Source organism: Sphingoaurantiacus capsulatus (assembly GCF_042648405.1).
Lineage (GTDB): Bacteria > Pseudomonadota > Alphaproteobacteria > Sphingomonadales > Sphingomonadaceae > Sphingoaurantiacus > Sphingoaurantiacus capsulatus.
This window is the reverse complement of record NZ_JBHRXV010000010.1, coordinates 139751-166616: the sequence shown is the minus strand read 5'-3', so window position 1 is coordinate 166616 and position 26866 is coordinate 139751. Positions and strand designations below refer to the sequence as shown.

The following is a 26866-nucleotide window of genomic DNA, read 5'->3' as shown; positions in this document are numbered from 1 at the left end:
CGCGCAGCTAATATCGCCTTCGCCATGCGTCAAATCCCGGCCTCTGGCGTTACGGGGGAAGCATGACTATTCCAGAACTGAATCGAACTTAGGAGCGACTGCATGGACGCGTTGGTGAGCACCGAATGGCTGGCGGCGGAGCTGGGCAAGAATGACATCCGTGTCATCGACGCCTCGCTGTTTCTGCCCGCCCACGGCCGCAACGCCCGTGCCGAGTTCGAAGCGGCGCACATCCCCGGCGCGGTGTTCATGGACCTCGACGAGATCGTCGATACCTCCTCGGCGCTGCCGCACATGCTGCCGCCCGCCGAAAAGTTCGCCAGCCGCATGCAGGCGCTGGGCCTCGGCGACGGCAGCCGCATCGTCGTCTACGACAACTCGCCGCTGAAGAGCGCGGCGCGCGCCTGGTGGATGCTCAACCTCTATGGCGCGCATGAAGTCGCCATCCTCGACGGCGGTTTCGCCAAATGGCAGGCCGAAGGGCGCCAGATCGAATCCGGCAAGCCCGTCGTCCGCCACCGCCACTTCACCGTGTGGAAGGATAGCGCGCTGGTCCGCACGCTCGACCAGATGGTCGACAATCTGAAGACCAAGGCCGAGCAGGTGCTCGACGCCCGCCCCGCCGGCCGCTTCACCGGCGCCGAGGCCGAGCCCCGCGCCGGCCTGCGCGGCGGCCACATGCCGGGCGCGCGCAACCTGCCGCATGGCGAGCTGTTCAACGAGGACGGCACCTGGAAGCAAGGCGACGAATTGCGCGCTGCCTTCACCGCCGCCGGCGTCGATCTCGACAAGCCGGTGGTCACCACCTGCGGCTCGGGCGTCACCGCCGCGGTGCTCGCCTTCGGCATGCACCTGCTCGGCAAGAAGGACGTCGGCCTCTACGACGGCAGCTGGTCCGAATGGGGCGCCGATGCCAATACGCCGGTGGTGACCGGCGCGGCGTGAGCGCTGGCGGAGGCGATAGCGAGCGGCGGCCGGCGACGGTCGTCGCGCAGGCCGGCCGCCGGCCCGAATGGACGCACGGCATCGTCAATCCGCCGGTCTATCGCGCCTCCACCTGCCTGTTCGAGACGCTCGCCGACCTCGACCGCGCCATCGCCGACCCCGATGCCGGCCTCTATTACGGCCGGCGCGGCACCCCGACGCAATGGGCGCTCGAAGCCGCGCTGACCGAGCTCGAGCCCGGCGCCGCCGGCACCAAGCTCTACCCCTCGGGCGTCGCCGCCATCTCGGCAGCGCTGCTGTCGGTGCTGAAGACCGGCGACCATCTGCTGATGGTCGACAGCGTCTATGAGCCGACCCGGCTGTTCTGCAGCCGCACGCTGCGCGACCTCGGCATCGAGACGAGCTATTACGACCCGACGATCGGCGCCGGCATCGCCGACCTCATCCAGCCCAACACCCGCGCCATCTTCATGGAGAGCCCGGGCTCGCTGACCTTCGAGGTGCAGGACGTGCCGGCGATCGTCGCGGCGGCGAAGGCGCGCGGCATCGTCACCCTGATCGACAACACCTGGGCGACTCCCTTGCTGTTCGCCGCCATCGGCCATGGCGTCGACCTCTCCGTCCAGTCGCTGACCAAGTTCGTCGTCGGCCATTCGGACGTGCTGATGGGCTCGGTCACGGCTGCGCCGGGCGTGTGGGAGCGCTTGCGCACCACCAGCTATCGCCTTGGCCAAACCGTGTCCGCCGACGACGCCTACCTCACCCTGCGCGGCCTGCGGACCTTGCACGCACGGATGGAGCGCCACGGCCGCAGTGCGCTCGAAGTCGCGCGCTGGCTGGAGGCGCAGCCGTCGGTCGCGCAAGTGCTGCACCCCGGCCTGCACACCCATCCTGGCCACGCCATCTGGCAGCGCGATTTCCACGGCGCGTCGAGCCTGTTCGCGATGATCCTGCGCGAAGGCGGCCGCCCCGAGACCGGGCCGCTGGTCGACGGCCTCAAGCACTTCGGCATGGGCTTCTCGTTCGGCGGCTATGAGAGCCTGATCCTGCCGGTCGAGCCGCATACCATCCGCACAGCCACACGCTGGGCGGCCGACGGCCCGCTCGTCCGCCTGCACATCGGCCTCGAAGACCCCGGCGACCTGATTGCCGACCTCGAAGCTGGGCTGCTGCGCTACGAAACGGCGCTCGGATAGGGCGATGGACCCGGCGCGCCTCGATCTCGATGCGCTGACGCCCGAATATCAGGGGCTGCTGCTCGCTGGCCTGCTGATCGTCATCGCCATCGGCGGCGCCTGGGCAGTCGGGCGGCTGATCGGCATTCGCCTCGAAGGCTGGGCAGGCACCCAGGCGCCGAACGTCGCCGGCGGCTTCGTCGGGCGGCTCTGCGCCCTCACTCGCTATTTCACCGGCACGCTGTTGCTGGCTGCCTTCACCGGCCTCGCGCCGCAACTGGGGGAAACCGGCTTCGTCGCTGTCGTCGCGGCGCTCGGCATTGCTACCACGCTGGTCGTCTACCAGCTCGCGCGTGGCGTGCGCTTCGGCCCTGTGCTGGCGACGCTCGCCGCCTTCGCCGTCGGCACCGCCATCGTCGCCGGGCGGCTGGGCGGGCTCGACCCGCTGGTCGCCGGGCTCGACCGCGCGGCGATCAGCTTCGGCAAGACGCGGCTGTCGCTTCTCGACATCCTCAATTTCGTGCTGATCGCCGCGCTGCTGTTCGGCACCGTCCGCGTCGGCATCCGCGCGGTCAACCGCTCGATCGGCAACGTCCACGCGCTCGACCTGTCGCAGCGGGTGCTGTTCCAGAAGCTCGCCGGCATCGTCGTCGTCGCCATCGCTTTCTTCGTCGGCATCGATGTGCTCGGCATCGACCTCACCGCATTGGCCGTGTTCTCGGGCGCCTTCGGCCTCGCTATCGGCTTCGGCTTCCAGAAGACCTTCGGCAACCTGATCTCGGGCCTGATCCTGCTGATGGACCGCTCGATCAAGCCGGGCGACGTCATCGTCGTCGGCGACACCTTCGGCTGGGTGAACAAGATCGGCGTCCGCTACGTCTCGGTGCTGACCCGCGACGGCAAGGAGCATCTCATCCCCAATGAGACGCTGATGACCGAGCCGGTCGAGAACTGGTCATACACCAACAAGAATGTCCGCCTGCACATCAAGGTCGCCGTCGGCCACGACAGCGACGTGCGCCTCGCGCAGCGGCTGATGCTGCAGGCGACCGAAGGCCATCCGCGCATCCTGCCCGATCCCAAGCCGGTCTGCTGGATCACGGCATTCACGCTCAGCGCTATCGAGCATGAAATCCGCATCTGGATCGACGATCCGGAGGCCGGCGTCACCAACGTGCAGGGCGAGGTGCTGCTGCGCATCTGGGAGCTGTTCCGCGAGCACGGCATCGCCCTGCCGCGCGAGCAGCAGGACGTGCATGTGCGGACGCTGCCGGCTGCCGCGGAGCCGCCGGCGCTTCCCTAGTCCACGTCCTCGACGTCGACCTGCTCGCCGGTCACCCGCTGCGACAGCGCCGCCGACATGAAGGGGTCGAGCGCGCCGTCGAGCACGTCCGACGGGGCCGTCGAGGTCACGCCGGTGCGCAAATCCTTCACCAGCTGATAGGGCTGCAGCACATAGCTGCGGATCTGGTGGCCCCAGCCGATGTCGGTCTTGGTCGCGTTCTGCGCGTTGGCGACCGCCTCGCGCTCGGCCAGCTCGCGCTCGTAGAGGCGCGCGCGGAGTTGGTTCATGGCTTCGGCGCGGTTCTTGTGCTGCGAGCGCTGGTTCTGGCAGGCGACGACGATGCCGGTCGGGATATGCGTGATGCGCACCGCCGAGTCGGTCGTGTTGACGTGCTGGCCGCCGGCGCCCGACGAGCGATAGGTGTCGATGCGCAGGTCTTTCTCCTGCACGTCGACCTCGATGCTGTCGTCGATCACCGGATAGACCCAGATGCTCGAAAAGCTGGTGTGGCGGCGCGCGGCGGAGTCGTAAGGGCTGATGCGCACCAGCCGGTGCACGCCACTCTCCGTTTTCGCCCAGCCATAGGCGTTGGCGCCCTTCACCAGCAGCGTGGCCGATTTGATGCCCGCCTGCTCGCCGGCGTGATGATCGACCAGCTCGACCTTGTAGCCGCGCCGTTCCGCCCAGCGCGTGTACATGCGCTGCAGGATTTCGGCCCAGTCCTGGCTTTCGGTGCCGCCGGCGCCCGAATTGATCTCGATATAAGTGTCGTTGCCGTCGGCCTCGCCGGCGAGCAGCGCCGCCACCTTGTCGCGATCGGCCCGCTCCGCCAACGCGGCGAGCGCGGCGGTGCCGTCGGCGACCATCGCCTGGTCGCCCTCTTCCTCGGCCATCTCGATCAGGCCAACGGTGTCCTCAAGTTCGGACTCGATCTCGCGGGTCGCGCTGATCGCCTCATCGAGGCGACGACGCTCGCGCATCACCTCCTGCGCGGCCTTGGGATCGTTCCAGAGCGTCGGGTCTTCGACCTTGGCGTTCAGCTGGTCGAGACGCTTGAGGGCGCGATCCCAGTCAAAGAAACCTCCTCAGCAGGTCGAGCGCCTGCTTGATTCGATCGGCATGGGCTTGCGCTTCGGGGCGCATGGGCGGGTCTCCGTTTCTCTTCTTCGTCATCCCCGCGAAGGCGGGGATCCAGTCCGGCAAATGGCGCCCGCCGAGGCGGGCAGATTTCTTATAGGACTGGGTTCCCGCCTTCGCGGGAATGACGGCCTGATATGGATGTGGCGGACTTAGTAGATGCCGCCGCTGTTTTGCAAGAAATCGGCGTCGGAGCGCACAGTGGCGCGCGTCTCGAAGCCGGTGGAGCGCGCGAGGCGCCGCGGTTCGGACTCGGGCTTGAACGCTTCCCAGATCACCGACGGCTTGGTGTCGTCGAGGTTGGTCGGGAACACGTCATAGACGCGGCGGCCGCTGCGGCGGTCGATGCGGACGAGGCGAATGCCCGGCGGCACGCGAAACTCGTTCTTCGGCGCGTCCTTCAGGGCGGCGATCGCGAAATCCTTGAAGATCGGCGCGGCGATGCGGCCGCCCTGCGCCCAGTTGCCCATGTCGCGCGGCTGGTCGTAGCCGATATAGACGCCCGCCACGACGTCGGCGGTGCCGCCGACGAACCAGACGTTGGTCGGGCCGTTGGTGGTGCCGGTCTTGCCGAACAGCGGCCGGTCGAGATCGCGAAGAACGGTCGCGGTACCCCGCTGCACGACGCCTTCGAGGATATGCACCATCTGATAGGCGGTGCGGGCGTCCATCGCCTGCTTGCGGACGTCGCCCGGGCGCGGCATCGCCTCGCCCAGCCAGTCGGCCGAATTACAGCCCTCGCAGGGGCGCGCGTCGGCGCGGAAGATGGTCTTGCCGCGGCGATCCTGGATCTGGTCGATCAGGATCGGCGTGATGCGCTTGCCGCCGTTCGCCAGCATGCCGAAGGCGTTGGTCATCTTGAGCACGGTGGTCTCGCCGGCGCCGAGCGCCATCGACAGCACCGGGTCATAGGTGCCGATGCCCCAGTCCTTGGCGTTGGCGACGATCTTGTCCATGCCGACGTTCGAGGCGGCGCGCACCGTCATCAGGTTGCGCGACTGCTCGATGCCCCAGCGCATCGTCTGCGGCCCCGCATAACCGCCGGTGAAGTTGCGGAAGCATTTGTTGCCGAGCAGCTTGGTCTGAAAGACGCAGAAGGGCGCGTCGTTGATGATCGACGCCGGTGTGTAGCCATTGTCGAGCGCGGTTGCATAGACGAACGGCTTGAAGGTCGACCCCGGCTGGCGCTGTGCCTGGCTGGCGCGGTTGAACTGCGAGCGGCGGCTGTCGAAGCCGCCGACCATCGCCAGCACCCGCCCGGTGTGAACGTCCTGCACCACCATGCCGCCGCCGACCTCGGGGATCTGGCGCAGCGCATAGCCGGCATTGTTGTCGAGCACGCGCACCGCAATGACGTCGCCCGGCTTCAGCACGTCGAGCGCCGGCGTGCCGACCCCGCGCAGCACCTGCGGCGCGTTCGACCGCGGCAGGCTGCCCGTCGTGCCGTCCTCGAAGCCGATCTGCGCCACCCGGCGGTCGTTCGACAGGATGACGGCGGCGCGCCAGTCGTCGTAGCCGACCGGTATGTTGAGCGCCTGCAGTCGCTCGCGCCAGCCGTCGCCGAGCGCGATCTTGTCCTGCGCACCGCGCCAGCCGCGGACGTTGTCGTATTTCACGAGGCCGTCGCGCAGTGCATATTCGGCGGCGCGCTGCATCGCCGGGTTGATGGTGGTGCGCACCCAGAGGCCGCCGGCATAGACGCTGTTCGGGCTGTCCTCGGCGGTCTCGCCATAGCGGGCGATCAGCTCGCGACGCACGTCCTCGAGGAAATAGCTGCCGGTGCGGTCGCGCTTCACGTCGGCGGGGCGGACGGCGAGCAGCGGCGTCGCCTGCGCCTCGCGCATCTGCGCGTCGCTTATGTAGCCGTTCTCGGCCATCTGCCGGAGCACCCAGTTGCGCCGGTTGGTGGCGCGCTCGAGGTGGCGCACTGGATTATAGTTCGAGGGCGCCTTCGGCAGCACCGCCAGATAGGCCATCTCGGGGATGGTCAGCTTGTCGACCGATTTATTGAAGTAGGCCTGCGACGCGGCCTCGATCCCATAGGCGTTCCGGCCGAGGAAAATCTGGTTAAGGTAGAGTTCGATGATCTCTTCCTTGGTGAAGGCATCCTCGATGCGCTTCGCCAGGATCGCCTCGCGGCCCTTGCGGATGTAGCTGACCTCGCTGGTCAGCAGCAGGTTCTTCGCCACCTGCTGGGTGATCGTCGAGGCGCCAACCGGCCGGCCGCTGTTGCTCAGGTTGGTCAGCACCGCCTGCGCGATGCCCGGATAGTCGAGCCCGCCGTGGGTGAAGAAGGTCTTGTCCTCGGCGGAAATGAAAGCGTTGATCAGCGGCCGCGGGATTTCCGGATAGGGCACGAACACGCGCCGTTCGCGCGCGAAAGTATGCATCGCCGACCCGTCGATGGCGCGGACATGGGTGGGGAGCGGCGGCTCATATTCCGCGAGCTCGGACGCGCTCGGAAGCCCCTGCACCAGCCAGATGTAGAGCGCGATGCCGGCAATGAGACCAAGGCCGGCCACGCCGAGCAGGGCCGCGCCGCTGACGCGCACCCAGCGCGGCAACGCCTCGATGCGCCCCCGCCAGTCCGCCATGCGCCGCAGCCGAACCGGCCCGCTCGATACACGCTCACTCATAGGCTAGCCGTATAGCAGGCGCGGAGGCGCTCTCAAGCGGCGACTATCGGTCGATCAGCTTGTGGAGCGCCCGCGCGACGTTCTCCAGCGTGTAGGGCTTCTGCAGCACCACGCGCTGCTGGTGCCGCTCGGGGAGCTGCGCCTGCTCGCCATAGCCCGACGCGAAGATGAAGGGGATGCTGTCGTCGTCGAGCTTATCGGCGACGGGGTAGCTGCTGCGATCGCCGAGATTGATGTCGAGCATCGCCACCGTCGGCTGGAAATTGTCAATCGCCTCCAGCCCGGCATCGACCGTCGAGGCCGTCGTCGCTTCGGTCGCGCCGAGGCGGTTCAGCACGTCCTCGGCGTCCAATGCGATGATCAGGCTGTCCTCGACGAGCAGCACGCGGTGGCCGACGAGGATCTGCTGCGGCGGCGCGGTCGGGTGACCGATCGCCGGGCGCTGGAACTTGATCGTCGGCAGGCGGCTCGGTTCCGCCGCTTCGGTCACGTGGCGCGCCGGGATGCGGAAGCGCGCCCAGACGCCCTCGGGTGGATATTCGATGCGCGATTCGCCGCCGAGGTCATAGGGCACCGAACGGCCGACGATGGTCGCGCCGAAGCCCTTGCGCGATGGCGGCGAGACCTTGGGACCGCCGCGCTCGTTCCAGTTGACGATCAGGTCGCCGGCCTCGTTGCGACTCCACGCGATCTCGACCTGGCCTTCGGGCACCGACAGGCTGCCGTATTTCGTCGAATTGGTGACCAGCTCGTGGATGACCAGCGCCATCGTCGAGTAAGCCTGCGGGTTGAGCAGCACGAAGTCGCCGGTGGTGACGATACGCTCCTCGCCGCCATCGGCGAGGAAGGCGGCGGCCTCGGCGTCGATCAGCGCGCGGATCGGCGCGGGACCCCAATGATCGTCGGTGATCTGGTTGTGGGCGCGGGCCAGGGCATGGATGCGACCGTCGACCAGCTTCACGAAATTCTCGATACTGTCATCGTGCGGCTTCGACTGGCGGATGAGGCCACGGATGACGCCGAGAATGTTGCGCACGCGGTGGTTGAGCTCGGCGATGAGCACTTCCTGCCGCTCCTGCGCCTGCCGGCGCTGCGCGGTCGCCTCCTCCGCCATCCGCAGCACCACCTCGATGAGCGTGGCGCGCAACGTCTCGGCGACGCGGCGTTCGGATGAGGTGAACGGCTTCGACTTGCCCTCGACCAGCTCCTTCCACTCGGCGAAGCTTTCGCGCGGGGTCAGGCGCGGGCCATTGGGGCCATATTCGACCGGCTTGTAAGGGTCGCCGCCCCAGCGCACCGACCGGATCAGCTCCGACCGGAACAGCACGACATAGTCGTTGGCGACGCGCGACAGCGGGATCGCCAGCATGCCGGCGGCGGTCGCTGCGTAGCGATCGGCGCCCGGCACCACCGCCGAGATCTGGTCGGTGGCGAACACGTCGCCCTGCGACAGCTCGGGCAGCTGCGCGATGAGTTCACGGAAAGCACCGGCGGGCGGCGTGCTGCCGGTCAGTGCCTGGCTGCCGTTCATCCACACGCCGACGCCGTCGGCCGGGATAGCGTCGGTCAGCAGGCTCGCCAGCCAAGTCGAATCGTTGAGCAGGCTCTCGTCGGAGGCGACGGCACCGAGCAGCTGGTCGGAGATGTCGCGGGCGCGCCGCTCGAACTCCATCAGTTCCTTGCGCAGCCGGCTTTCGAGCCGCATCGAGAACATCTGCGCGAACAGCTCGCACACCGACCGCCGCTCGAAGCTTGGGCTACGCGGGCTGTAGTGGTGGCAGGCGAACAGGCCCCATAGCTGATCGTCGACGATGATCGAGATCGACATCGAAGCGCCGACGCCCATGTTGCGCAGATATTCGACATGGATGCGCGACACCGATCGCAGGATCGACAGCGACAGGTCGATCGGCTTGTCGGTGGTCGAGACGATCGGCACCGGCTCGGCGTTGATGTCGCTGATCAGGCGCAGCAGGTTGCGGCGATACAGCTCGCGCGCCTGCTGCGGAATGTCGTTCGGCGGATAGTGCAGCCCCTTGAAGCTGCCGATGCCCGACACGCAGGATTCGGCCGCCACTTCGCCCGAGCCGTCTTCGGCGAAGCGATAGACCATCACCCGGTCATAGCCGGCGAGCCCGCGCACCAGCCGCGCGCCTTCGTTGAGCAGCGCGTCGATGGTCTTGGTCTGGTCGATGCGCGCGATCATGCCGCGCACCGTGTTGGTCGCGTCGCCCGCCTCACCCGACGCCGGCTCGGCCTCGATGACGATCTGGCCGGCGGTGACATGCAGCGCGATGTCGTAGTGCCGGCCATCGCCGGCGATGTCGCAGCCGAAGATGCGCTCGACGGCGTCGGGCCCGCGCAGCATGGCGATGCGGTTGCGGAAATTGTGGACTGCGCCGTGGCCGAGCAGCTTGTCGAGCGGCTGGCCGATCGCAGCCTCCGGCGCGACGCCGATGAACTCAGCGAGATTGGCCGAGGCGCGCTCGATCACCCACGCGCTCGACAGCGCCAGCAGGAAGCCGATCGGCTGAATCTCGCCGAGCAGATGGATCGGCTCGCGGTCGCAATTGGTGAGGTCGACCACCTCGGGCTTCGGCAACGTGCTCAATCAGGACTCCGGTGGACGGCTTCCCGCCGCCTCGAAACAGGCAAAAACCGCGCGGGCCGAGGCAATCGCCTCGTCGAGCGCGGCGGGGGGCCGCAACCGTTCGTCAAGCAGGTCGGTCAGCATGCGCCACGCCCCCGGCGCGCCGGGCGACAGGAAGCGTGCGGGCAAACCTGCGGAAATCTGTCGACGGAGAACGGCCCCACCCAGGCGTGAACCCTCAAGGACGTAAATAGCTCCCAGCAGCGACGCCTCGCCGCGGAAAAGCTCGAAATTTTGCTCGGCGACCGGTGCGACGCCCAGCTCGCCAAGATCAGCAAGCAACGCATCGGCACGGCGGCGCAGCGGCCAGTCGGCGAGCAATTCGGCCGCCCCCGCCGCCTCGACCGCGCGCTCCACCGGCAGATGCGCGCCGGCCTGCGTGGCGAGGAAGCGCGCATAGCCGTCGCGGCTGGCCAGATCATGGGCGGAAAATTGCGTATCGACGCGGTCATGCTCGGCGCGGGTCGCCGTGCGCAGCGTCAGCCGCGCGCTCATGCGAAAGGTCGGGAAGCGGTCATGCCGCGTCGTGCTTAAATCATATCAACGGCTTCGCAAGCCGCCGTCGAACTCAGCGCTGGGCGACCCGGCGGTTCAGATAGACGTCGACGGCGCTGGCGACGCCCTCGGCGATTGCCTTCTGCCCGGCCTCGGAGAACACGAAGCGCGCGTCCTGCTCGTTCGAGACATAGCCGGTTTCGAGCAGCACCGACGGCACGTCGGGCGCCTTCAGCACAAGAAAGCCGGCGAAGCGGTGCGCGTTGCTCTTGAAGTGAACCTTCGGCGACATCTCGCGCTGGAGCACCGTCGCGAACGCGGCCGACGCGTTCATCGTCTCGCGCTGCGACAGGTCGATGAGGATGTCGGCGACGTCGCGGCTTTCGCGCGCGAAGTCGAAGCCGGCGAGCACGCTGGTCTTGTTTTCCTTGGCGGCCAGCCGCGCCGCCTCGCGGTCGGAGGCGACCTCGGACAGCGTATAGACCGTAGCACCCCGCGCCTCGGGCACCGGCGCCGCGTCGGCGTGAACCGAGATGAACAGCGCCGCCTTCTGCCGCCGCGCGATTTCGAAGCGCTCGCGGTGGACGAGGTAGGTGTCGCCGGTGCGGGTCAGGATCGCGCGCGCCTTGCCCTGCCGGTTGATCTCAGCGGCGATCGCCTTCGAGATGGCGAGCGTCGCGTCCTTCTCCTGCCGGCCGCCATAGACCGAGATCGAGCCCGGGTCGTGGCCGCCATGGCCGGCGTCGATGACGACGAGCGGGCGGAAGCCCGGTTTTACCGCCGCGGCGCGCACCGGCGTCGCCTTGGCGGCCTTGGGCGACAAGGTCGTCGCCGAGGTTTTGGTGAGTGCCTGGCGCGGCGGCACGGTGATGCGGTCGACGAACGGCTCGATCGCGCGCTCGACGGCGGGCGTCGCCTTCGCGGCGGCGCGTTCGGCCTTGGTGACCGCCGGCTTCGCGGGCGCCGGGGTCAGCGTGACCTTGGCCTCGACGTTCTTCGGTTCAGCCTTCGCCGGCGGCGTCAGGTCGGGCAGCTCGAACTTGGCGACCTCGACCGGCGCGGCGATGCCGGGCAGCTTGGTGCGCCCCTTGGTCATCTTCGCGAACGCCGCCGTCTCGGCAGGCTTCAGCGTGAGGATCAGCTTGTTGTCGGCGGCGCTGGTCTGGCCGAGCGTCATCGGCCCGGACAGATCGATCACCAGCCGCGCCTTGTCGGCGGCGAACTGCGCGGTGCGCGCGCCGGTGACGGCGCCCTGCCCGGGATAGCTGCGCGTGTCGGCCTTGTTGCCCGGCAGGTCGATGACCAGCCGCTGCGGCGCGTCGAGCGCGAAGGCCGAGGGCGCGTCGAAGCGGTCGTCGAAGGCGACGGTGACGCGAACCTCGGCGCCCGCCGGCTCGACGCTCACCGATTTCACGGTCGCAGCCGACGACGCCGTCGCGAGACCCGCAACGACGGTAGCCAGCAGCAGCCGCTTCACCTGTTTCATTCGCCCCCACGCGCAAGATAACGCGAAACTTAAGAAATCTTATCGTTAACGAATCGCCGACGCAACGGATTGCGGCGCTTTGGCCCATCCTTTGTGTTGTTCGCGCCACGCTTCGGTGCTAGCAATCCGGACGGTCGCCGGGTTTTTACCTGACGATCGCCGCATACGGGTTCGACCCGCCCGCCAACCGCCCCTGGGGCGACGACGGTGCTCAGGTCTCCGTATCCACGCTGTTCCGCCTTCGCGGCGCATTGGCTTTGTGCCTGTGCCAATCCGAAGGCATCCGAGGTTGGTCGCATGACGTTGGCACGTCGCATCGCAGAACATCGATCCTTCGGGGATCGGTGCGCGCCGCGCTTTGCCGTTGCGACCCATGTTCATCACAACAATCGGAGCGCGCCGTCCGGCGACGCTTCCCTATCTAGCGCAGGCTTGCCGGCCGGCCTTGCCGCCGGCGCGCCGCGCACCTGGAGAAATATCAATGTCACAGCGCATGCTGATCGACGCCCGCCACCCGGAAGAGACCCGGGTTGCCGTCGTCAATGGGAATCGCATCGAGGAATTTGATTTCGAGTCCGCTGCCCGGAAGCAGCTGAAGGGAAATATCTACCTCGCGAAGGTCACGCGCGTCGAACCGTCGCTGCAGGCCGCGTTCATCGAATATGGCGGCAACCGTCACGGTTTCCTCGCCTTTTCGGAAATCCATCCCGACTATTACCAGATCCCCAAGGAGGATCGCGAGGCGCTGCTCCGCGAGGAGCGCGAGGCCGCGCAGGCGCTCGAGGCGCATCACGACGAGCATGATCACGACGAGGATCATGATGCCGAGCCGCACGCCGACGGCGACGAGGACGCGCCCGTCCGTGCGCCGGAAGAAACCGGCGCGCATGACGAGTCGACGACCGAGGCGCTGCGCAAGAAGCGCATGTCGCTCCGCCGCCGCTACAAGATCCAGGAAGTCATCCACCGCCGTCAGGTGCTGCTCGTCCAGGTCGTGAAGGAGGAGCGCGGCAACAAGGGCGCGGCGCTGACCACCTATCTGAGCCTCGCCGGCCGCTATTCGGTGCTGATGCCGAACACGCACAACGGCGGCGGCATCAGCCGCAAGATTTCGAACCAGGCCGAGCGCAAGAAGCTGAAGTCACTGATCTCGGATCTCAAGCTGCCGCAGGGCATGGCGTGCATCATCCGCACCGCCGGCACCAAGCGCACCAAGACCGAGATCAAGCGCGACTTCGATTACCTGACCCGCCTGTGGGACGGCATCCGCGACCTGACCTTGCAGTCGACCGCGCCGGCGCTGATCCATCAGGATTCGGACCTGCTGAAGCGCGCGATCCGCGACATCTACTCGCGCGAGATCGACCAGGTGCTGGTCGATGGCGAAGGCGGCTACAAGGCCGCCAAGGACTTCATGAAGCTGCTGATGCCGAGCCACGCGAAGAAGGTTCAGCAATATGCCGACCCGGTGCCGCTGTTCCAGCGCTTCGGCGTCGAGGGCCAGCTTGCGGCAATGTACCAGCCGGTCGTCCAGCTGAAGTCGGGCGGCTATATCGTCATCAACCCGACCGAGGCGCTGGTGTCGATCGACATCAACTCGGGCCGCTCCACCCGCGAGCACAATATCGAGGAAACGGCGCTCAAGACCAACCTCGAGGCCGCCGACGAGATCGCCCGCCAGCTCCGCCTGCGCGACATGGCGGGCCTCGTGGTCATCGACTTCATCGACATGGAGAACCACTCCAACACCCGGAAGGTCGAAAAGGCGATGAAGGCCGCGCTCGCGAACGATCGCGCGCGCATCCAGGTCGGCCGCATCTCGTCGTTCGGCCTGATGGAGATGAGCCGCCAGCGCCTGCGCACCGGCGTGCTCGAAGCCTCGTCGCACACCTGCCCGGTCTGCGAAGGCGCCGGCATCGTCCGCACCTCTTCGTCTGCTGCGCTAGGCGCGCTGCGCGGGCTCGAGGCCGAGATGGTCAAGGGCAAGTGCTGCGAGTTCACCCTGCGCGCCGGGACCGAGGTCGCCGTCTATATCCTCAACCGCAAGCGCAACGACCTTGCCGAGCTTGAGAACCGCTACGGCGTCACCATCGAGGTGATGCCCGACAGCGAAATGGCATCGCCGCACTTCGCCATCGAAGCCGCCGGCGGCCCGCCGTCGAAGCCGGTGCCGACCTCCGCGCCACTCCCCGCCCCCGTCGCCGCCGACGAGGAGCCGGAAGAGATCGAGGAAGAGGTCGAAGGCGAGGACGAGGAGGAAGAGACCACCAGCCGTCGCCGTGGGTCGCGTGAGCCGCGCGAGGATCGCGAGGACCGCCAGGAAGGCAGCCGTGGTCGCGGTCGTCGTCGTCGCCGCCGCCGTGGTGGTCGCCGCGAGGACGGTGATCAGCCCGCCGCCGAGGGTGAGGCCGAGGATGGCGAGGAGGCCGCTGAGGGTGCCGAAGCGCCCGCTGACGCCGACGCCGCCGCGCCGTCCGACGGTGAAGGCGAGGAACGCCGCCGCCGCCGTCGCGGCCGTCGCGGCGGTCGCCGCCGCAACGGTGCCGAGGGCGACACCGCGTCGGCTGATGCCGATGCCGATGCCGATGCCGAGCCGACCGTCGAGGCCGCACCCGAGACCGTCTCCGAACCCGCGCCGGAGCCCGAGGCGGAGGAAGCGCCCAAGCCGAAGAAGCGCGCTGCCCGTAGCCGCAAGAAGGCCGAGCCGGCCGCCGAGGAGGCGCCCATCGCCGACGCCCCGGTCGTCGAAGCCCCGGTCGTCGAAGCCGCTCCCGAGCCGGAGCCGGTTGCCGAGGAAGCGCCCCAGCCGAAAAAGCGCGCCACCCGCAGCCGCAAGGCTGCGGCGGCGCCGGCCGAACCGGCGGTGACCGAGGCCGCCGAGGTCCCGGCCGAAGCCGCGAACGACCCCGAGCCGGCCACCGCCGAGACCGAGGAAGGCGCCCCGGAGCGCCCTCGCGGCAACCGCAAGGGCTGGTGGCAGCGCACGTTCGGTAACTGAGTGACAAAACGGCGAGGCGACAATCGGTCGCCTCGCCGTTTCACTTCGCGTTCAGGCAGAGACAGGCAGGTGATCGGACCTATGACTTACCTGCGCCTGTTCCTCCTGCTGATCGCGACCTTCGCGTTCGGGGTCCGCCCGGTTCTCGCCCAGAGCGTGCTGCGCGACGCCGAGACCGAGGCCTTCTTCAACGATATGTCGCGGCCGCTGGTCGATGCCGCCAAGCTCGACCCGAAGTCGGTTCACTTCATCCTCGTCAACGATCCCTCGCTGAACGCTTTCGTCGCGGGCGGCCAGAATGTGTTCATGCACTCGGGGACGATCGCGCAGGCGAAGGGCGTCAACCAGATCGAGGGCATCATCGCCCACGAGCTCGGCCACATCACCGGCGGGCACAACGTCCGCTTCGCCGACGGCATTTCGGGCGCGAACAGCGTCTCGCTGCTGTCGCTGCTGCTCGGCGCCGCCGCCATCGCGGTCGGCGCGGGCGAGGCCGGCATGGGCATCATGGCGGGCGGCCAGCAGGCGGCGCTCGGCAAGTTCCTCGCCTATTCGCGCAACCAGGAGTCCTCGACCGACCAGGCTGGCGCCTCCTTCCTCGACAAGGCGGGCATCTCGGGCAAGGGCTCGATCGACTTTTTCAAGCAGATCCAGAACCAGGAATATCGCTACGCCATCCCGCAGGATGACAGCTACGGCCGCACCCACCCGCTGAGCGGCGAACGCATCACCATGCTGGAAGAGCTGTACAAGAAGTCCGCCGCCTGGGACCGCCCGTCGAACCCGGAAATGGAAAAGCGCTTTCAGCGCATCAAAGGCAAGCTCGTCGGCTTCGTCAGCGAACCGGCGCGCACCTTCCAGCTCTACCCCGAGACCGACACCTCGGAGCCGGCGCGCTATGCCCGCGCTTATGCGTGGCACAAATCGGCCTTCCCCGACCGCGCCGCGACCGAGGTCGACGCGCTGCTCGCGAAAGCGCCGAACGACCCCTATTATCTCGAGCTGAAGGGCCAGATCCTGCTCGAATCCGGCCGGGTGAAGGAAGCGATCCCGCCGCTTCGCCTCGCGGTGAAGATGGCGCCCGACCAGCCGCTGATCTCGACCCTGCTCGGCCATGCGCTGATCTCGACCGAGGAAAAGGCCGATACTGAAGAGGCGAAGAACATCCTTCGCTCGGCGGTGGCGCGCGACAACACCAACCCGTTCGCCTGGTACCAGCTCGGCATCGCCTATGAGCGCGAGGGCGACGAGCCGCGCGCCGCGCTGGCCTCGGCCGAACGCTATAATCTGATGCGCGCGCCGCAGATGGCGCTGCCCAGCGCCCGCCGCGCGCTCGCCGGTCTCAAGACCGGCACGCCCGACTGGCTTCGCGCCCAAGACATCGTCATGGTAAGCGAGGCCGACATGGAGAAAAAGAAGCGGCGATGACGAAGGATTTCGGTGGGTTGGTCGCGGCAGCGAAGGCGCGGATCGCGCAATTCGGCTTGTGGGAGTGGGCGGCAATGGGGGCGGTTATTCTGGCGGCGGCGGCAGGTCTGGCGATCGCCGCAGGCAGCAGCTCGCCCGCGCCGGCCGGCGCCGACCAGTTCAGCAAGGCGCAGCGCGAGGCCATCGACGCAATGGTGCGCGACTATATCCTCAAGAACCCCGAGATCATCCCCGAGGCGATCAACCGGCTGCAGGACCGCGAGGTCGAAAAGCTGCTCGACAGCAATCGCGCCGAGATCGAGAAGCCCTTCGCTGGCGCCTGGGCGGGCAACCCTGACGGCGACATCGTGATGGTCGAGTTCTTCGACTATGCCTGCCCCTATTGCCGCGCCTCGAAGGCCGACGTCGAACGGCTGCTGAAGGACGACCAGAATCTGAAGGTCGTCTACCGCGACTTCCCGATCCTCGGCCCCGCGTCGGATGAGGCGGCGATGGCCAGCCTGTCGGCGGCGAAACAGGGCCGCTACAAGCCGTTCCACGACGCGATGTTCGCCGCCGGCCGCCCGAGCCACGAGAAAGTGGTGGCCACCGTCCGCAAGGCCGGCCTCAACGAACGGCAGACCGCGAGCGACATCACCTCGACTGCGCTCAAGACCGAGATCAACAAGAACCTCGACCTCGGCCGCGCGCTCGGCCTTACCGGCACCCCCGCCTATGTCGTCGGCAACCGCATCCTGTCCGGGTCGGTCGGCTATGACGAGATGAAGAAGGCGATCGCCGAGGCGCGCGCGGCGCGCTGACGGTGGAGAAGCAGATGATCCGCACCCTCGCCCTCGTCGCCTTGCTGACGCTCGCCGCCTGCGGCGACGATGCCGAGCAGGCCGCGCCGGCCGAAGCCGCTGCCGTCACCGAAGACACCGGCTTCGGCGGCGATGTCGCCGCCGCCACCCGTCATGCGGCGGCCGATGTCGAGGCCGCCGCGCGCGAGGCCGGTTCGATGGACGCGCCCGTCACGCGCCGCCCCGCGCCGACGCAGCCGCCTGAAGCGCCGGCTGAAGAAGCCGAGGCCGAACCCGCCACCGAATAGCGGCGCATCGCAGCATAAGCGGCGTTCGTCGAACCGGCCGGAACCGGCGCTTCGACCACCAGTTCCCCATTGTTCCGCAAAAGAACAATGAAGGAGTCAGGTCCATGCGCCTTGCCATTCCCATGATCGCTGTCGCGGCCACGCTCGGTCTCACCGCCTGCGGTGGCGGCGGCGAAGCCGACACCAGCACCGCAGAAACGACGGCGACCGATCCGGGCCTCGCCCCTGATCCCGCCACCGACGCGATGGCCACCGACACCGGCACGATGACCGGCGATCCCGGCGCCATGACCACCGACGCGCCCGTTGCGCCGGTTACACCGGCCACCGGCACACCAGTCGACAGCACGACGGCGCCGCCGCCGATGGAGCCGACGACGACCAGCGACCCGACCGCGCCGGCCGCCCCGCCGCCGGGCAATTAAGCTCGAGCGGTCTGTAGGTCGCCCGTCTAACAACAAAAACCATATGGAGTGAGCATCATGCGCCTTTCCATTCCGATGATCGCCATCGCAGCGACGCTTGGCCTCGCCGCTTGCGGCAATGGCAACGAAGCCGACACCACCACCGACACAACCGACACCGATCCGGGCCTCGCGACCGATACGACGGGCGCCGGCAACATGATGGGTGACACCGGCGGCACGCCCGGCGACGCGGGCAGCGGGGCCGCCGCGCCGAATTCGACCGGCACCAGCGGCTCGTCGGGGGCGCCGACCTCGCCCACCGGCGGCACACCGGTCGACAGCACGATGCCGCCGCCGACCATGGAGCCGACCGGCGACCCGAATATCCCGGACAGCACCACGCCCCCGCCGCCGGGCGCCTAGTCGTCAAATCCTGGCCGGAGCCGCGACTGCCTGCCCGATTGGCGCAGGCGGCGCGGCTCTGGCATAGGCGGGCGCCATGGCCACGCTCGCCCACCCCGCCCCGAATGCGCGCCCACGCGCCATTTCCGCCTGGCTGCTCGCCGTCGCGGGCCTCGTCTTTCTCATGGTGGTGATCGGCGGCATCACCCGCCTCACCGAATCCGGCCTGTCGATGGTGCGCTGGGAGCCGATCAGCGGCGTCGTCCCGCCCTTGAACGACGCGCAGTGGCAGGCCGAGTTCGAGGCCTACAAGGCCTATCCCGAATATCAGAAGGTCAACCGGGGCATGAGCCTCGGCGAATTCAAGTCGATCTTCTTCTGGGAATATCTGCACCGGCTGCTCGGCCGCCTGATCGGCGTCGCCTTCGCGCTGCCGCTGCTGTGGTTCGCCGTCCGCCGCGCGATCCCGTCCGGCTACGGCCCACGGCTGACCGGGCTGCTCATCCTCGGCGGGCTGCAGGGCTTCGTCGGCTGGTGGATGGTCGCCTCCGGCCTGATCGACCGCCCGGATGTGGCGCACGACCGGCTGGCGACGCACCTTACCCTCGCCCTTCTGATCTTCGCGGGACTGATCTGGACCGCGCTCGATCTCCGCGATCCCGCCCCGCCTGCCGCGCCGCGGCCGTCAGGCTGGGTGCGCTGGTTCCTGCCCTTGCTGTTCGTGCAGATCGTCTGGGGCGCGTTCGTCGCCGGGCTCAACGGCGGCTATGCTTTCAACACCTGGCCGCTGATGGGCGACCATGTCATGCCGCCGCATGTCGCCGAAGCGGTGCGCGAGGCGCTCGCCAATTTGATCAACGACCCCGTGGTGACACAATTCATCCACCGCAGCCTCGCCATCGTCGTCGCGCTGTTCGCGCTGCACGTCGCGGGCAAGCTGTGGAAGGCCGGCGCCGGCAGCCGCGCGCTGGCGCTCGGCGGCGCGGTGCTGCTGCAGTTCGCCCTCGGCGTCGCCACCTTGCTGTCGGGCGTCAACATCGTGCTCGGTGTCGCGCATCAGGCGGGCGCGGCGGTGCTATTGGCTGCGACAATCTGGGCCGCGCATTGGGCGACGCGCAAACCGGTGGTATTATAATACCACCGTCCAAAAGCGCGGTTTTCCTTGACCCGGCGGCGCTCCAGCTTCATATGACGCCGCGTTCCGGTGTGGCCTCGCCCGCCGGTTTTTAGTTTCCGATGAGGATACCATGAAAACGACCGTATCGGCGAAGCCCGCCGAGGTTGAGAAGAAGTGGCTGCTGATCGACGCCGAGGGTCTCGTCGTCGGTCGTCTGGCCTCAATCATCGCCAACCGTCTGCGTGGCAAGCACAAGGCCATCTACACCCCCCACGTCGATTGCGGTGACAACATCATCGTCATCAACGCGGACAAGGTGCGCTTCACCGGCCGCAAGCTGACGCAGAAAGTGTATTATCGCCACACCGGCTACCCGGGCGGCATCAAGGAAGTCCGCGCCGACAAGGTGCTGGACGGCCGCTTCCCCGAGCGCGTGCTCGAGAAGGCTGTCGAGCGCATGGTCCCGCGCGGCCCGCTCGGCCGTCAGCAGATGCGCAACCTGCGCATCTTCAAGGGCACCGAGCATCCGCACACGGCGCAGAACCCCGAGGTTCTCGACGTCGCTGCCATGAACCGCAAGAACAAGGTGGGCGCGTAATGGAAGACAATCGCCAGTCGCTGAGCGACCTCGCCGACCTGCAGGGCGCCGTTGTGGCGAACCCGGGCAACGTCGACGCCGGCGCGCCGGTTTCGACCGCGCCGCTCCGCGAGCAGCAGATCGACGCGCAGGGCCGGGCCTATGCCACCGGCAAGCGCAAGGACGCTGTCGCCCGCGTGTGGGTGAAGCCGGGCACCGGCCAGATCATCGTCAACGGTCGTGACCAGACGGTGTATTTCGCGCGCCCGACGCTGCGTCTCGTCATCAACCAGCCGTTCGACATCGCCGGCCGCGTTGGCCAGTACGACGTGATCGCCACCGTTTCGGGCGGCGGCCTCTCGGGCCAGGCCGGTGCGGTGAAGCACGGCATCGCCCAGGCGCTGACCCGCTACGAGCCGACGCTTCGCACCGTCGTCAAGCAGGCCGGCTTCCTGACCCGCGACCCGCGCGTCGTCGAGCGTAAGAAGTACGGCCGCGCCAAGGCGCGTCGCAGCTTCCAGTTCTCGAAGCGCTAAGCGGACAGGCATTCGCCAGATCAAAGGGCCGGGGAGCGATCCCTGGCCCTTCTTCTTTGCGCCTTAGCTCAAATGGCCCTGTTGAAGCGCCTTCAACGCCGCCCGCGTCCGGTCGCGGGCGTCGAGCTTCAACAGCAGGTTGGAGACATGATTCTTCACCGTCCCTTCCGCGAGCGACAGCAGGTCGGCGATCTCCTTGTTGCTGTAGCCGGCGCAGATCAGGTGTAGCACTTCCTTCTCGCGCCCGGTCAGCGGCTCGCTGACGTAGCTGTCCGCTGACGCCGGCGTCCGCTGCAGCGCCGCCATCAGGCTGTCGGTCATCGCCGGCTGAAACGCCGTCTGCCCGCTCGCCAGCGCGCGGATCGCGCCCGCTAGATCGTCGAGCGACACATCCTTCAGCATTAGTCCCTTCGCCCCGGCCTTGATCGCGGCGATCGCCGCGTCGCCATCGTCGAAGGTGGTCAGCACCAATGTGGGCGGCAGTGCGTTTGCCGACCGCAGCGCGTCGAGTACGGCGATGCCGCTCATCCGCGGCATGCGGACATCGAGCAGCAGCACGTCGGGCTTCAGCACCGGCACCACGGCGAGCGCTTCCTCGCCGTCGCTCGCCTCACCAACGACCTCGATGTCGGGCACCAGTTCGAGCAAGCCGCCTATTCCCCGGCGCACCAGCGTCTGGTCGTCGACGAGGACGACGCGGATCATGCGGCCAGAATCATGCGGTGCGGGGCGTGCTCGACGGCAGCCAGGCGTCGACAGTGAAGCCGATGCCGGCCTCCATCCGCACCGCCAACCGCCCGCCCAAGGTCTCGATGCGCTCGCGCATGCCGACCAAGCCATTGCCGGGTGCCGCCGCTGCGCGCCGCGCGGTGCCGTCGTTGTGCGCGACCAGGCGCACGCCGTCGCGGTCCGCGGTGACCTGAAGCCACAGGTTCGCGGCGCTGGAATGGCGGACGGCGTTGGTCACCGCCTCCTGCGCGCAGCGGATGAGCGCGTGCGCCTGCTCGGGGCCGACCTGCACGCCGGACGCCATCTCGACATGCACCGCCGGGCTTGGAACGCTGTGGGCGAGCGCGTCCAGCGCATCCCTCAGGTCGCTGTGCTCGGTATCGCGAAGCGTCGAAACCACGTCGCGGACCTTGGCGAGGAGCGAACGGGCCAGGCCCTTGGCCTGTACGACATGATCGTTGCCCCGCCCCGGCTCGACGACATGGCTGGCGATTTCGAGCTGCAGCCCGAGTGCGGTCAGCTCGTGGCCCCAGGCATCGTGAAGCTCGCGCGAGATGCGCAGCCGCTCGGCATCGCGCACCGTGTTGGCGATGATCGCCTGCGCGGCCCGCAACTGGCGGTTGGTCTCGGCCAGCGCGCGCGCCGACTCCGCCTCGCGCTGCACCGCCTGTGCGGTGAAGACGAGGAGCAGTTGCAGCGCGAACGATTTGGTGATCACCCAGCACAGGTCGGGATTGGCCGTCAGCGCCAGCGCGCCGATCAGCGCCAACGTCTGAAACACCGCCCAGCCGATCGCCTTGCCCGGCGAGGTAACCAGCGCCGCCTGCCACGCGATGATCGCGAGAAAGGCCGACATGCCGGCCCACTGAACGATCGCCGCCATCGCCAGGACAGCGGCAAGTTCGATCGACAACAGCGCCCACTGGAAGCTCGCGCGCAACCTCAACGTCATCGCGGCGAGGACGGTCGCGCCGAATATCAGGAAGGGGACCAGCCAAAGGTCAGGCACTGGCACCCCGCGGATTTTCCCGCCGTTTGCGAGCGCTTCGAGAACCGGCCAGCCCTGCGCGAGCCACAGCGCCAGCGCGCCGACGCAGAAGAACCAGTGACGGTGATTTGTGATCTGCCGAGCCATGCGGGCGATGCTGCCATAGCCGGGGAACCCCCGCCATAGGCCGAAAGTCACGGTTCGGCCGAGCGACCTCCGGCACTTAGGGAATTCGGAAAGACCGGGCTATCGTGCTGCCGACCGCTTTTGGAAGGGCGACATGCGCGTGGACCGACGGACGATGATCTTGGGAGCCGCGGCGGCCGCGATGGCGCGGCCCGGTTTGGCGAAAGGTGATCCGGCCTGGTACGACCGCGCCATCATCATCGACGCGCTGGGCAGCGTGAAAGATCCCTATAGCCCCGGTGGCACGCGCCGGCTGAGCGACCGGGCGTGGTTGGAAACGCGAGCCACCGGCATCACCATGATCCGCGACAGCGTCTTTCCGGTCGGCAATATCGCCGATCCTTGGGGCGAGTATCTGAAGAAGATCGCCGAGCATAAGGATGAACTTGCCGCCAACCCCGACCGGCTGCGGCTGGTGCGCACCACCGCCGACATCCTCAGCGCCAAGCGCGACGGCCGGTTCGCGGTGCTGCTCGGCACGCAGGACAGCGTGATGGTCGGGCCCGAGCTCGACCGGCTCGCGCAGTTGAAGGCGGACGGCGTGATGACCGTCCAGCTCACCTACAACAACCGCAACCTCGCCGGCGACGGCGCGCTCGAGCCCGACAACGCCGGCCTGTCGAAATTGGGGCGCGCCACCATCGAGCGGATCGAGGCGGAGAAGCTGCTGCTCGATCTCAGCCACGGCGGCGCGCGCACGATGGCCGAAGGTACGGCGCACGCCAAACGGCCGCTGGTGATCAGCCACACCGCCGCCCGCGCGCTCACCGACCATCCGCGCAACACGTCCGACGAGACGATCCGCGCCGTCGCGGCGAAGGGCGGCGTCGTCGGCGTCTATTTCATGCCGTTCCTCACACTCGACAGCCAGCCGACCGGCGCCGACCTCATCCGGCACATCGAGCATGTCGCCAAGGTCGCGGGCGAGGATCATGTCGGCATCGGTACCGACAACGGCCAGCTGCCGCCGGTCATCACCGAGGCGACGCGCAAGTCGAACCGCGAATGGGCGCTGGAGCGCATGCGCCGAGGTATCGCCGCTCCGGGCGAAGGCCCCGACGTCTTCCCGATCGTCGCCGACTACAACAGCGTCGACCGCTTCCAGCGCCTCGCCGCCGCGCTCGCCCGGCGCGGCTGGTCGGTCACCCGGCTGGAGAAGCTGTTCGGCGGCAATTTCCTGCGCGTCTACCGCGAAGCCTGGGGCGCGTGATGACAGCCCATCGCCATCCTGTCTCGACCGGACGACGCGACGCATTTGAGCGGCCGCGGCCGGCGGCTATAACCATCGCCATGATCCGCTGGTTCGCTGCTCTCGCCCTGCTCCTGTTGCCCGTCGCGGCAGCCGCGCAATCCTCCGCCAAGCTGGAGCACACCAGCGTGGAGCTGGTCGCCGAAAGCGCCCGCCCCGCCCCCGGCGGCAAGCTGACCGTCGGGCTGGTGATGAAACCGATCGCCGAGTGGCACACCTATTGGGTCAACCCCGGCGACGCCGGGGCGCCGACTCGCGCGGTGTGGACGCTCCCCCCGGGCGCCACCGCCAGCGAACTCCGCTACCCGACGCCCGAGACCTTCGTCGTCGCCGGGCTGATGAACCATGTCTACTCGCACGAGAACGTGCTGCTCGCCGAGATCGCGCTGCCCGCCGGCCTTGCGCCGGGGGCGCCGGTGCCGGTCACGGTGAAGCTCGACTGGCTGGTCTGCGACGACGAGCTGTGCGTGCCCGAGGGCGCGACCCTCAAGCTCGACCTCACCGCCGGCGACGGCGCCGCCGACCCGGCGCAGGACAAGCGCTTCGCCGACGCCCGCGCCGCGCTGCCCAAGGCCGTCGACTGGCCGGTCACTTTCAGGTTCGAAGGCGACCGCTTCCAGCTCGCCGTACCGTTCGCGCAGGCTGCCAAGGTTACCGGCGGCCACTTCTTCCCCGCCGTCGAAGGCGCGATCGGTTACGCCGCGCCGCAGAGCTTCAGCCTCGCCGGCGACAAGCTGCGTCTCGAAACCACGGCGGAAGCCGCACGCGAGCTCAAGGAAGTGCCCGGCATCCTCAAGCTCGACGTCGAAGGCTATGACCAGCCGCTGTCGTTCGAGATCGTCGCGAAGCTCGGCGATGTGCCTGCCAGCACCGCCCCGATCGCGGCGGCAGCGGCGCCGGGCAGCAGCGAAGGCAACACCTTCCAGACCGCCGCCCTCGCCCTCCTCGCCGCGGTCGCTGGCGGCCTGCTCCTCAACATCATGCCCTGCGTGTTCCCGATCCTCAGCCTGAAGGCGCTGAGCCTCGCGCGCAGCGGGACCTCGGAGGCCGAAGCGCGGCGCGAAGGGCTCGCCTACACCGCCGGCGTCGTGCTGACCTGCCTCGCGCTCGGCGGGCTCATCCTGGCGCTGCGCGCCGCCGGTGCCAGCGTCGGCTGGGCGTTCCAGTTGCAGGACCCGCGCGTCATCGCCTTCCTGTTCCTGCTGATGGTCGCGATCGGCCTCAACCTCGCCGGCCTTTACGAGATCGATGTCGCGGGCCGCGGCGCGGGCGCGAAGCTTGCCGAGAAGGGCGGCGCCGGCGGCGCCTTCTGGACTGGCGTGCTCGCCGCCTTCGTCGCCACGCCCTGCACCGGCCCGTTCATGGGCGTCGCGCTCGGCGCCGCCATCGCGCTGCCGCCCGCCGTCGGGCTCGCGGTGTTCGCCGGTCTCGGCTTCGGGCTCGCGCTGCCCTTCCTGCTGCTCGGCTTCGTCCCCGCGCTGCGCCGCCGCCTGCCGAAGCCCGGCGCGTGGATGGACAAGTTCCGCCGCATCCTCTCGATCCCGATGTTCATGACCGCCGTGGGCCTTGCCTGGGTGCTCGGCCGGCAGGCGGGGGTTGAGGGCATGACCTTGGGCCTTGCCGCCGCGCTGCTGCTCGGGCTCGCCCTGTGGTGGCTCGGTCGCCGGCAGGGTAGCGAGGGCCGCAACTTCGCGCCGCTCGGCCTCGCTGCCGCCGCGCTGTTCGCCGTGCTGCTGGTCAACCCAGTCACGGCTACGCGCGCCGAGGCGGCGAGCGACGCCGTCCTCGCCGCTGAAACCTTCTCGCCCGAAAAGCTCGCGTCGCTCACCGCCGAGCGCAAGCCGACCTTCGTCTATTTCACCGCCGATTGGTGCATCACCTGCAAGGTCAACGAGCGCGGTGCGCTCGGCAGCAGCGATGTCGCCGCCGCCTTCGACAAGGCGGGCGTCACCACGCTGGTCGGCGACTGGACCAACGCCGACCCGGTGATCGCCGCCTTCCTCGAAAGCCGCGGTCGCAACGGCATTCCCCTGTACCTCTTCTACCGCCCCGACGGCACGGTCGAAGAGCTTCCGCAAATCCTGACCGTCGACCGTCTAACCGGACTTGTTGCCTAGTTCTTCAGCCCCCCAACGAAGGAACCAGACATGCTCAAGATGCTCACGCTCACCGCCGCCATCGCCCTCGCCGCCCCGGCGGTCGCCAACCCGGTGGTCGGCCAGGCCGCCCCGGCCTTCAAGGTTACCGACAGCAACGGCAAGGCGCGCAGCCTGTCGGAATTCAAGGGCAAGACCGTCGTCCTCGAATGGACCAACGCCGAATGTCCGTTCGTGAAGAAGCATTATGCCGGCAACATGCAGGCGCTGCAGAAGTCGGCCGCGAAGGACGGCGTCGTGTGGCTGACCGTCAACTCGGGCGCGCCCGGCAAGCAAGGCCAGGTCGATGGCGCCGGCGCCAACGCGATCGTCAAGGCGAAGGGCGCCGCACCTGCCGCTTACCTGCTCGACGGCAGCGGTGCGGTCGGCCGCGCCTACGCCGCGAAGACGACGCCGCACATGTACATCGTCGATCCCGCCGGCAAGCTCGTCTACCAGGGCGGCATCGACGACAAGCCGACCGCCGACGTCGCCGACATCAAGGGCGCGAAGAACTACGTCACCGCCGCCCTCGCCGACATGAAGGCGAAGCGCGCCGTCGCGGTGTCGTCGTCGAAGCCCTACGGCTGCTCGGTCAAGTACGCCGGCTGACGCTTCGGCGCGAGCCGCAAGGCGAGCGCCAGCAGCAGCACCGTCAGGCCGAACGCACCTTCGGGGGCATGCTCGCCCATCCGGGCCAGCCTGCCCCCGTAGGACTGCGCGAAGATCAGGAAGACATACCAGAGCCCCCAGCGATGGAGGTGCTTCCACCACCGCCCCATCGCGCGCTGCGCCGCGTTGGTCGAGGTCAGCGCCATCGCGAGGATGAACAGATAGGCGAGCCCGCCGCCGAGGAGCGTCAGCAGCTTCGGGCTTCCGCCCGTCACCGCAAAAAGGGTGACGATCGCGCCGGCGTGGATGAAATGCGCCAGCGCGAACGACAGCCCCAGCCCCCGGCGATTGCGCAGCAACTCGCGAAACCAGCCGCTCGCCCGCGGCAGCAGGCCCGGCGTCGCGAACACCAGCGCGAACGGGATCAATGCCCAGCGCGCCGTCCAGCTCGTCGCCGCCGACCAGCCCTCGGCGCCGGTGCCGTGCACCAGCATCCCGAGCGCGATGGCGATGAGGCCCCCGAGCCCGCCGATGGCGACGATCTTCTTCGTATCGACCATGCCGATCCTCCCCCGCCACAGAGGCTAGCGCCGCGAAATACTGGCG

General features: G+C 68.4%; 23 protein-coding genes. 15 read left to right on the top strand and 8 right to left on the bottom strand.

Features of this window, described 5'->3' with window-relative positions; translation table 11 throughout:
• Nucleotides 1–102 precede the first annotated feature (102 nt).
• The 3 genes from sseA to ACFOMD_RS11410 are packed head-to-tail and all read left to right on the top strand — an operon-like array spanning nt 103 to nt 3423.
• Complete coding sequence (gene sseA / locus ACFOMD_RS11420) at nt 103–945, top strand: 3-mercaptopyruvate sulfurtransferase (RefSeq protein WP_380861429.1); 843 nt, start codon at nt 103–105, stop codon at nt 943–945.
• Complete coding sequence (gene metC / locus ACFOMD_RS11415; protein ID WP_380861427.1) at nt 900–2141, top strand: cystathionine beta-lyase; 1242 nt, start codon at nt 900–902, stop codon at nt 2139–2141. The genes sseA and metC overlap by 46 nt, the downstream gene beginning before the upstream one ends.
• A 4-nt stretch (nt 2142–2145) precedes the next feature.
• Entirely contained in the window at nt 2146–3423 is a 1278-nt protein-coding gene (locus ACFOMD_RS11410; protein ID WP_380861425.1) for a mechanosensitive ion channel family protein, read from the top strand.
• Here ACFOMD_RS11410 and prfB read toward each other — a convergent pair.
• The 5 genes from prfB to ACFOMD_RS11385 all read right to left on the bottom strand — a co-directional run bounded on the left by prfB (nt 3420) and on the right by ACFOMD_RS11385 (nt 11809).
• Nucleotides 3420–4548 (bottom strand): peptide chain release factor 2 gene (gene prfB / locus ACFOMD_RS11405; protein ID WP_380861423.1). Its coding sequence is split into 2 segments (ribosomal slippage): nt 3420–4478 and nt 4480–4548, totalling 1128 coding nucleotides; the frame shifts between segments, so codons are not numbered across the junction. The genes ACFOMD_RS11410 and prfB overlap by 4 nt on opposite strands.
• A 146-nt stretch (nt 4549–4694) precedes the next feature.
• Nucleotides 4695–7178: a penicillin-binding protein 1A gene (locus tag ACFOMD_RS11400; protein ID WP_380861421.1), complete on the bottom strand. Its 2484-nt coding sequence runs from the start codon at nt 7176–7178 to the stop codon at nt 4695–4697.
• Nucleotides 7179–7221: 43 nt separating this feature from the next.
• On the bottom strand, nt 7222–9789 hold the full coding sequence (locus ACFOMD_RS11395) for an HWE histidine kinase domain-containing protein (RefSeq protein ID WP_380861419.1): 2568 nt from the start codon (nt 9787–9789) through the stop codon (nt 7222–7224).
• Nucleotides 9790–10323: a biliverdin-producing heme oxygenase gene (locus tag ACFOMD_RS11390; protein WP_380861417.1), complete on the bottom strand. Its 534-nt coding sequence runs from the start codon at nt 10321–10323 to the stop codon at nt 9790–9792.
• Between the two features lie 73 nt (nt 10324–10396).
• Nucleotides 10397–11809, bottom strand: a complete 1413-nt coding sequence (locus tag ACFOMD_RS11385) for an N-acetylmuramoyl-L-alanine amidase (protein ID WP_380861415.1) — start codon at nt 11807–11809, stop codon at nt 10397–10399.
• A 481-nt stretch (nt 11810–12290) separates the two neighbouring features.
• Between ACFOMD_RS11385 and ACFOMD_RS11380 the strand changes: the two genes are divergently transcribed.
• The 9 genes from ACFOMD_RS11380 to rpsI all read left to right on the top strand — a co-directional run bounded on the left by ACFOMD_RS11380 (nt 12291) and on the right by rpsI (nt 20361).
• Nucleotides 12291–14807 carry an Rne/Rng family ribonuclease gene (locus ACFOMD_RS11380; RefSeq protein WP_380861413.1) on the top strand — a complete coding sequence of 839 codons (2517 nt, stop codon included), beginning with the start codon at nt 12291–12293 and terminating at the stop codon, nt 14805–14807.
• An 81-nt stretch (nt 14808–14888) separates the two neighbouring features.
• On the top strand, nt 14889–16235 hold the full coding sequence (locus tag ACFOMD_RS11375; protein ID WP_380861411.1) for a M48 family metalloprotease: 1347 nt from the start codon (nt 14889–14891) through the stop codon (nt 16233–16235).
• Complete coding sequence (locus ACFOMD_RS11370) at nt 16232–17035, top strand: DsbA family protein (RefSeq protein ID WP_380861409.1); 804 nt, start codon at nt 16232–16234, stop codon at nt 17033–17035. Before ACFOMD_RS11375 ends, ACFOMD_RS11370 begins: the two co-directional genes overlap by 4 nt.
• 14 nt (nt 17036–17049) lie before the next feature.
• Nucleotides 17050–17322, top strand: a complete 273-nt coding sequence (locus tag ACFOMD_RS11365; RefSeq protein ID WP_380861407.1) for a hypothetical protein — start codon at nt 17050–17052, stop codon at nt 17320–17322.
• A 104-nt stretch (nt 17323–17426) separates the two neighbouring features.
• Complete coding sequence (locus ACFOMD_RS11360; RefSeq protein WP_380861405.1) at nt 17427–17747, top strand: hypothetical protein; 321 nt, start codon at nt 17427–17429, stop codon at nt 17745–17747.
• 57 nt (nt 17748–17804) lie between these two features.
• Nucleotides 17805–18152, top strand: coding sequence for a hypothetical protein (locus ACFOMD_RS11355; protein ID WP_380861403.1), 348 nt, complete (start codon nt 17805–17807; stop codon nt 18150–18152).
• Between the two features lie 76 nt (nt 18153–18228).
• Nucleotides 18229–19266 (top strand): COX15/CtaA family protein, encoded by a 1038-nt coding sequence (locus ACFOMD_RS11350; protein ID WP_380861401.1) that lies wholly within the window; start codon nt 18229–18231, stop codon nt 19264–19266.
• Between the two features lie 112 nt (nt 19267–19378).
• Entirely contained in the window at nt 19379–19846 is a 468-nt protein-coding gene (rplM, locus tag ACFOMD_RS11345) for a 50S ribosomal protein L13 (protein ID WP_380861399.1), read from the top strand.
• Complete coding sequence (gene rpsI / locus ACFOMD_RS11340) at nt 19846–20361, top strand: 30S ribosomal protein S9 (RefSeq protein WP_380861397.1); 516 nt, start codon at nt 19846–19848, stop codon at nt 20359–20361. The genes rplM and rpsI overlap by 1 nt, the downstream gene beginning before the upstream one ends.
• Before the next feature lie 63 nt (nt 20362–20424).
• Here rpsI and ACFOMD_RS11335 read toward each other — a convergent pair whose 3' ends face one another.
• Nucleotides 20425–21066 carry a response regulator gene (locus ACFOMD_RS11335; RefSeq protein ID WP_380861395.1) on the bottom strand — a complete coding sequence of 214 codons (642 nt, stop codon included), beginning with the start codon at nt 21064–21066 and terminating at the stop codon, nt 20425–20427.
• Nucleotides 21067–21076: 10 nt separating this feature from the next.
• Nucleotides 21077–22225, bottom strand: coding sequence for a sensor histidine kinase (locus ACFOMD_RS11330; RefSeq protein WP_380861393.1), 1149 nt, complete (start codon nt 22223–22225; stop codon nt 21077–21079).
• Nucleotides 22226–22379: 154 nt separating this feature from the next.
• Between ACFOMD_RS11330 and ACFOMD_RS11325 the strand changes: the two genes are divergently transcribed.
• The 3 genes from ACFOMD_RS11325 to ACFOMD_RS11315 all read left to right on the top strand — a co-directional run bounded on the left by ACFOMD_RS11325 (nt 22380) and on the right by ACFOMD_RS11315 (nt 26260).
• Nucleotides 22380–23474, top strand: a complete 1095-nt coding sequence (locus ACFOMD_RS11325; RefSeq protein WP_380861391.1) for a dipeptidase — start codon at nt 22380–22382, stop codon at nt 23472–23474.
• A gap of 80 nt (nt 23475–23554) precedes the next feature.
• Complete coding sequence (locus tag ACFOMD_RS11320; protein WP_380861389.1) at nt 23555–25630, top strand: protein-disulfide reductase DsbD family protein; 2076 nt, start codon at nt 23555–23557, stop codon at nt 25628–25630.
• 30 nt (nt 25631–25660) lie between these two features.
• Nucleotides 25661–26260, top strand: coding sequence for a thioredoxin family protein (locus ACFOMD_RS11315; protein ID WP_380861387.1), 600 nt, complete (start codon nt 25661–25663; stop codon nt 26258–26260).
• On the opposite strand, the gene ACFOMD_RS11310 is transcribed toward ACFOMD_RS11315, so the two are convergent.
• The gene (locus tag ACFOMD_RS11310) at nt 26230–26820 is read right to left on the bottom strand and encodes a hypothetical protein (protein ID WP_380861385.1); all 591 of its coding nucleotides are present in this window, start codon (nt 26818–26820) and stop codon (nt 26230–26232) included. The genes ACFOMD_RS11315 and ACFOMD_RS11310 overlap by 31 nt on opposite strands.
• Nucleotides 26821–26866 lie beyond the last annotated feature (46 nt).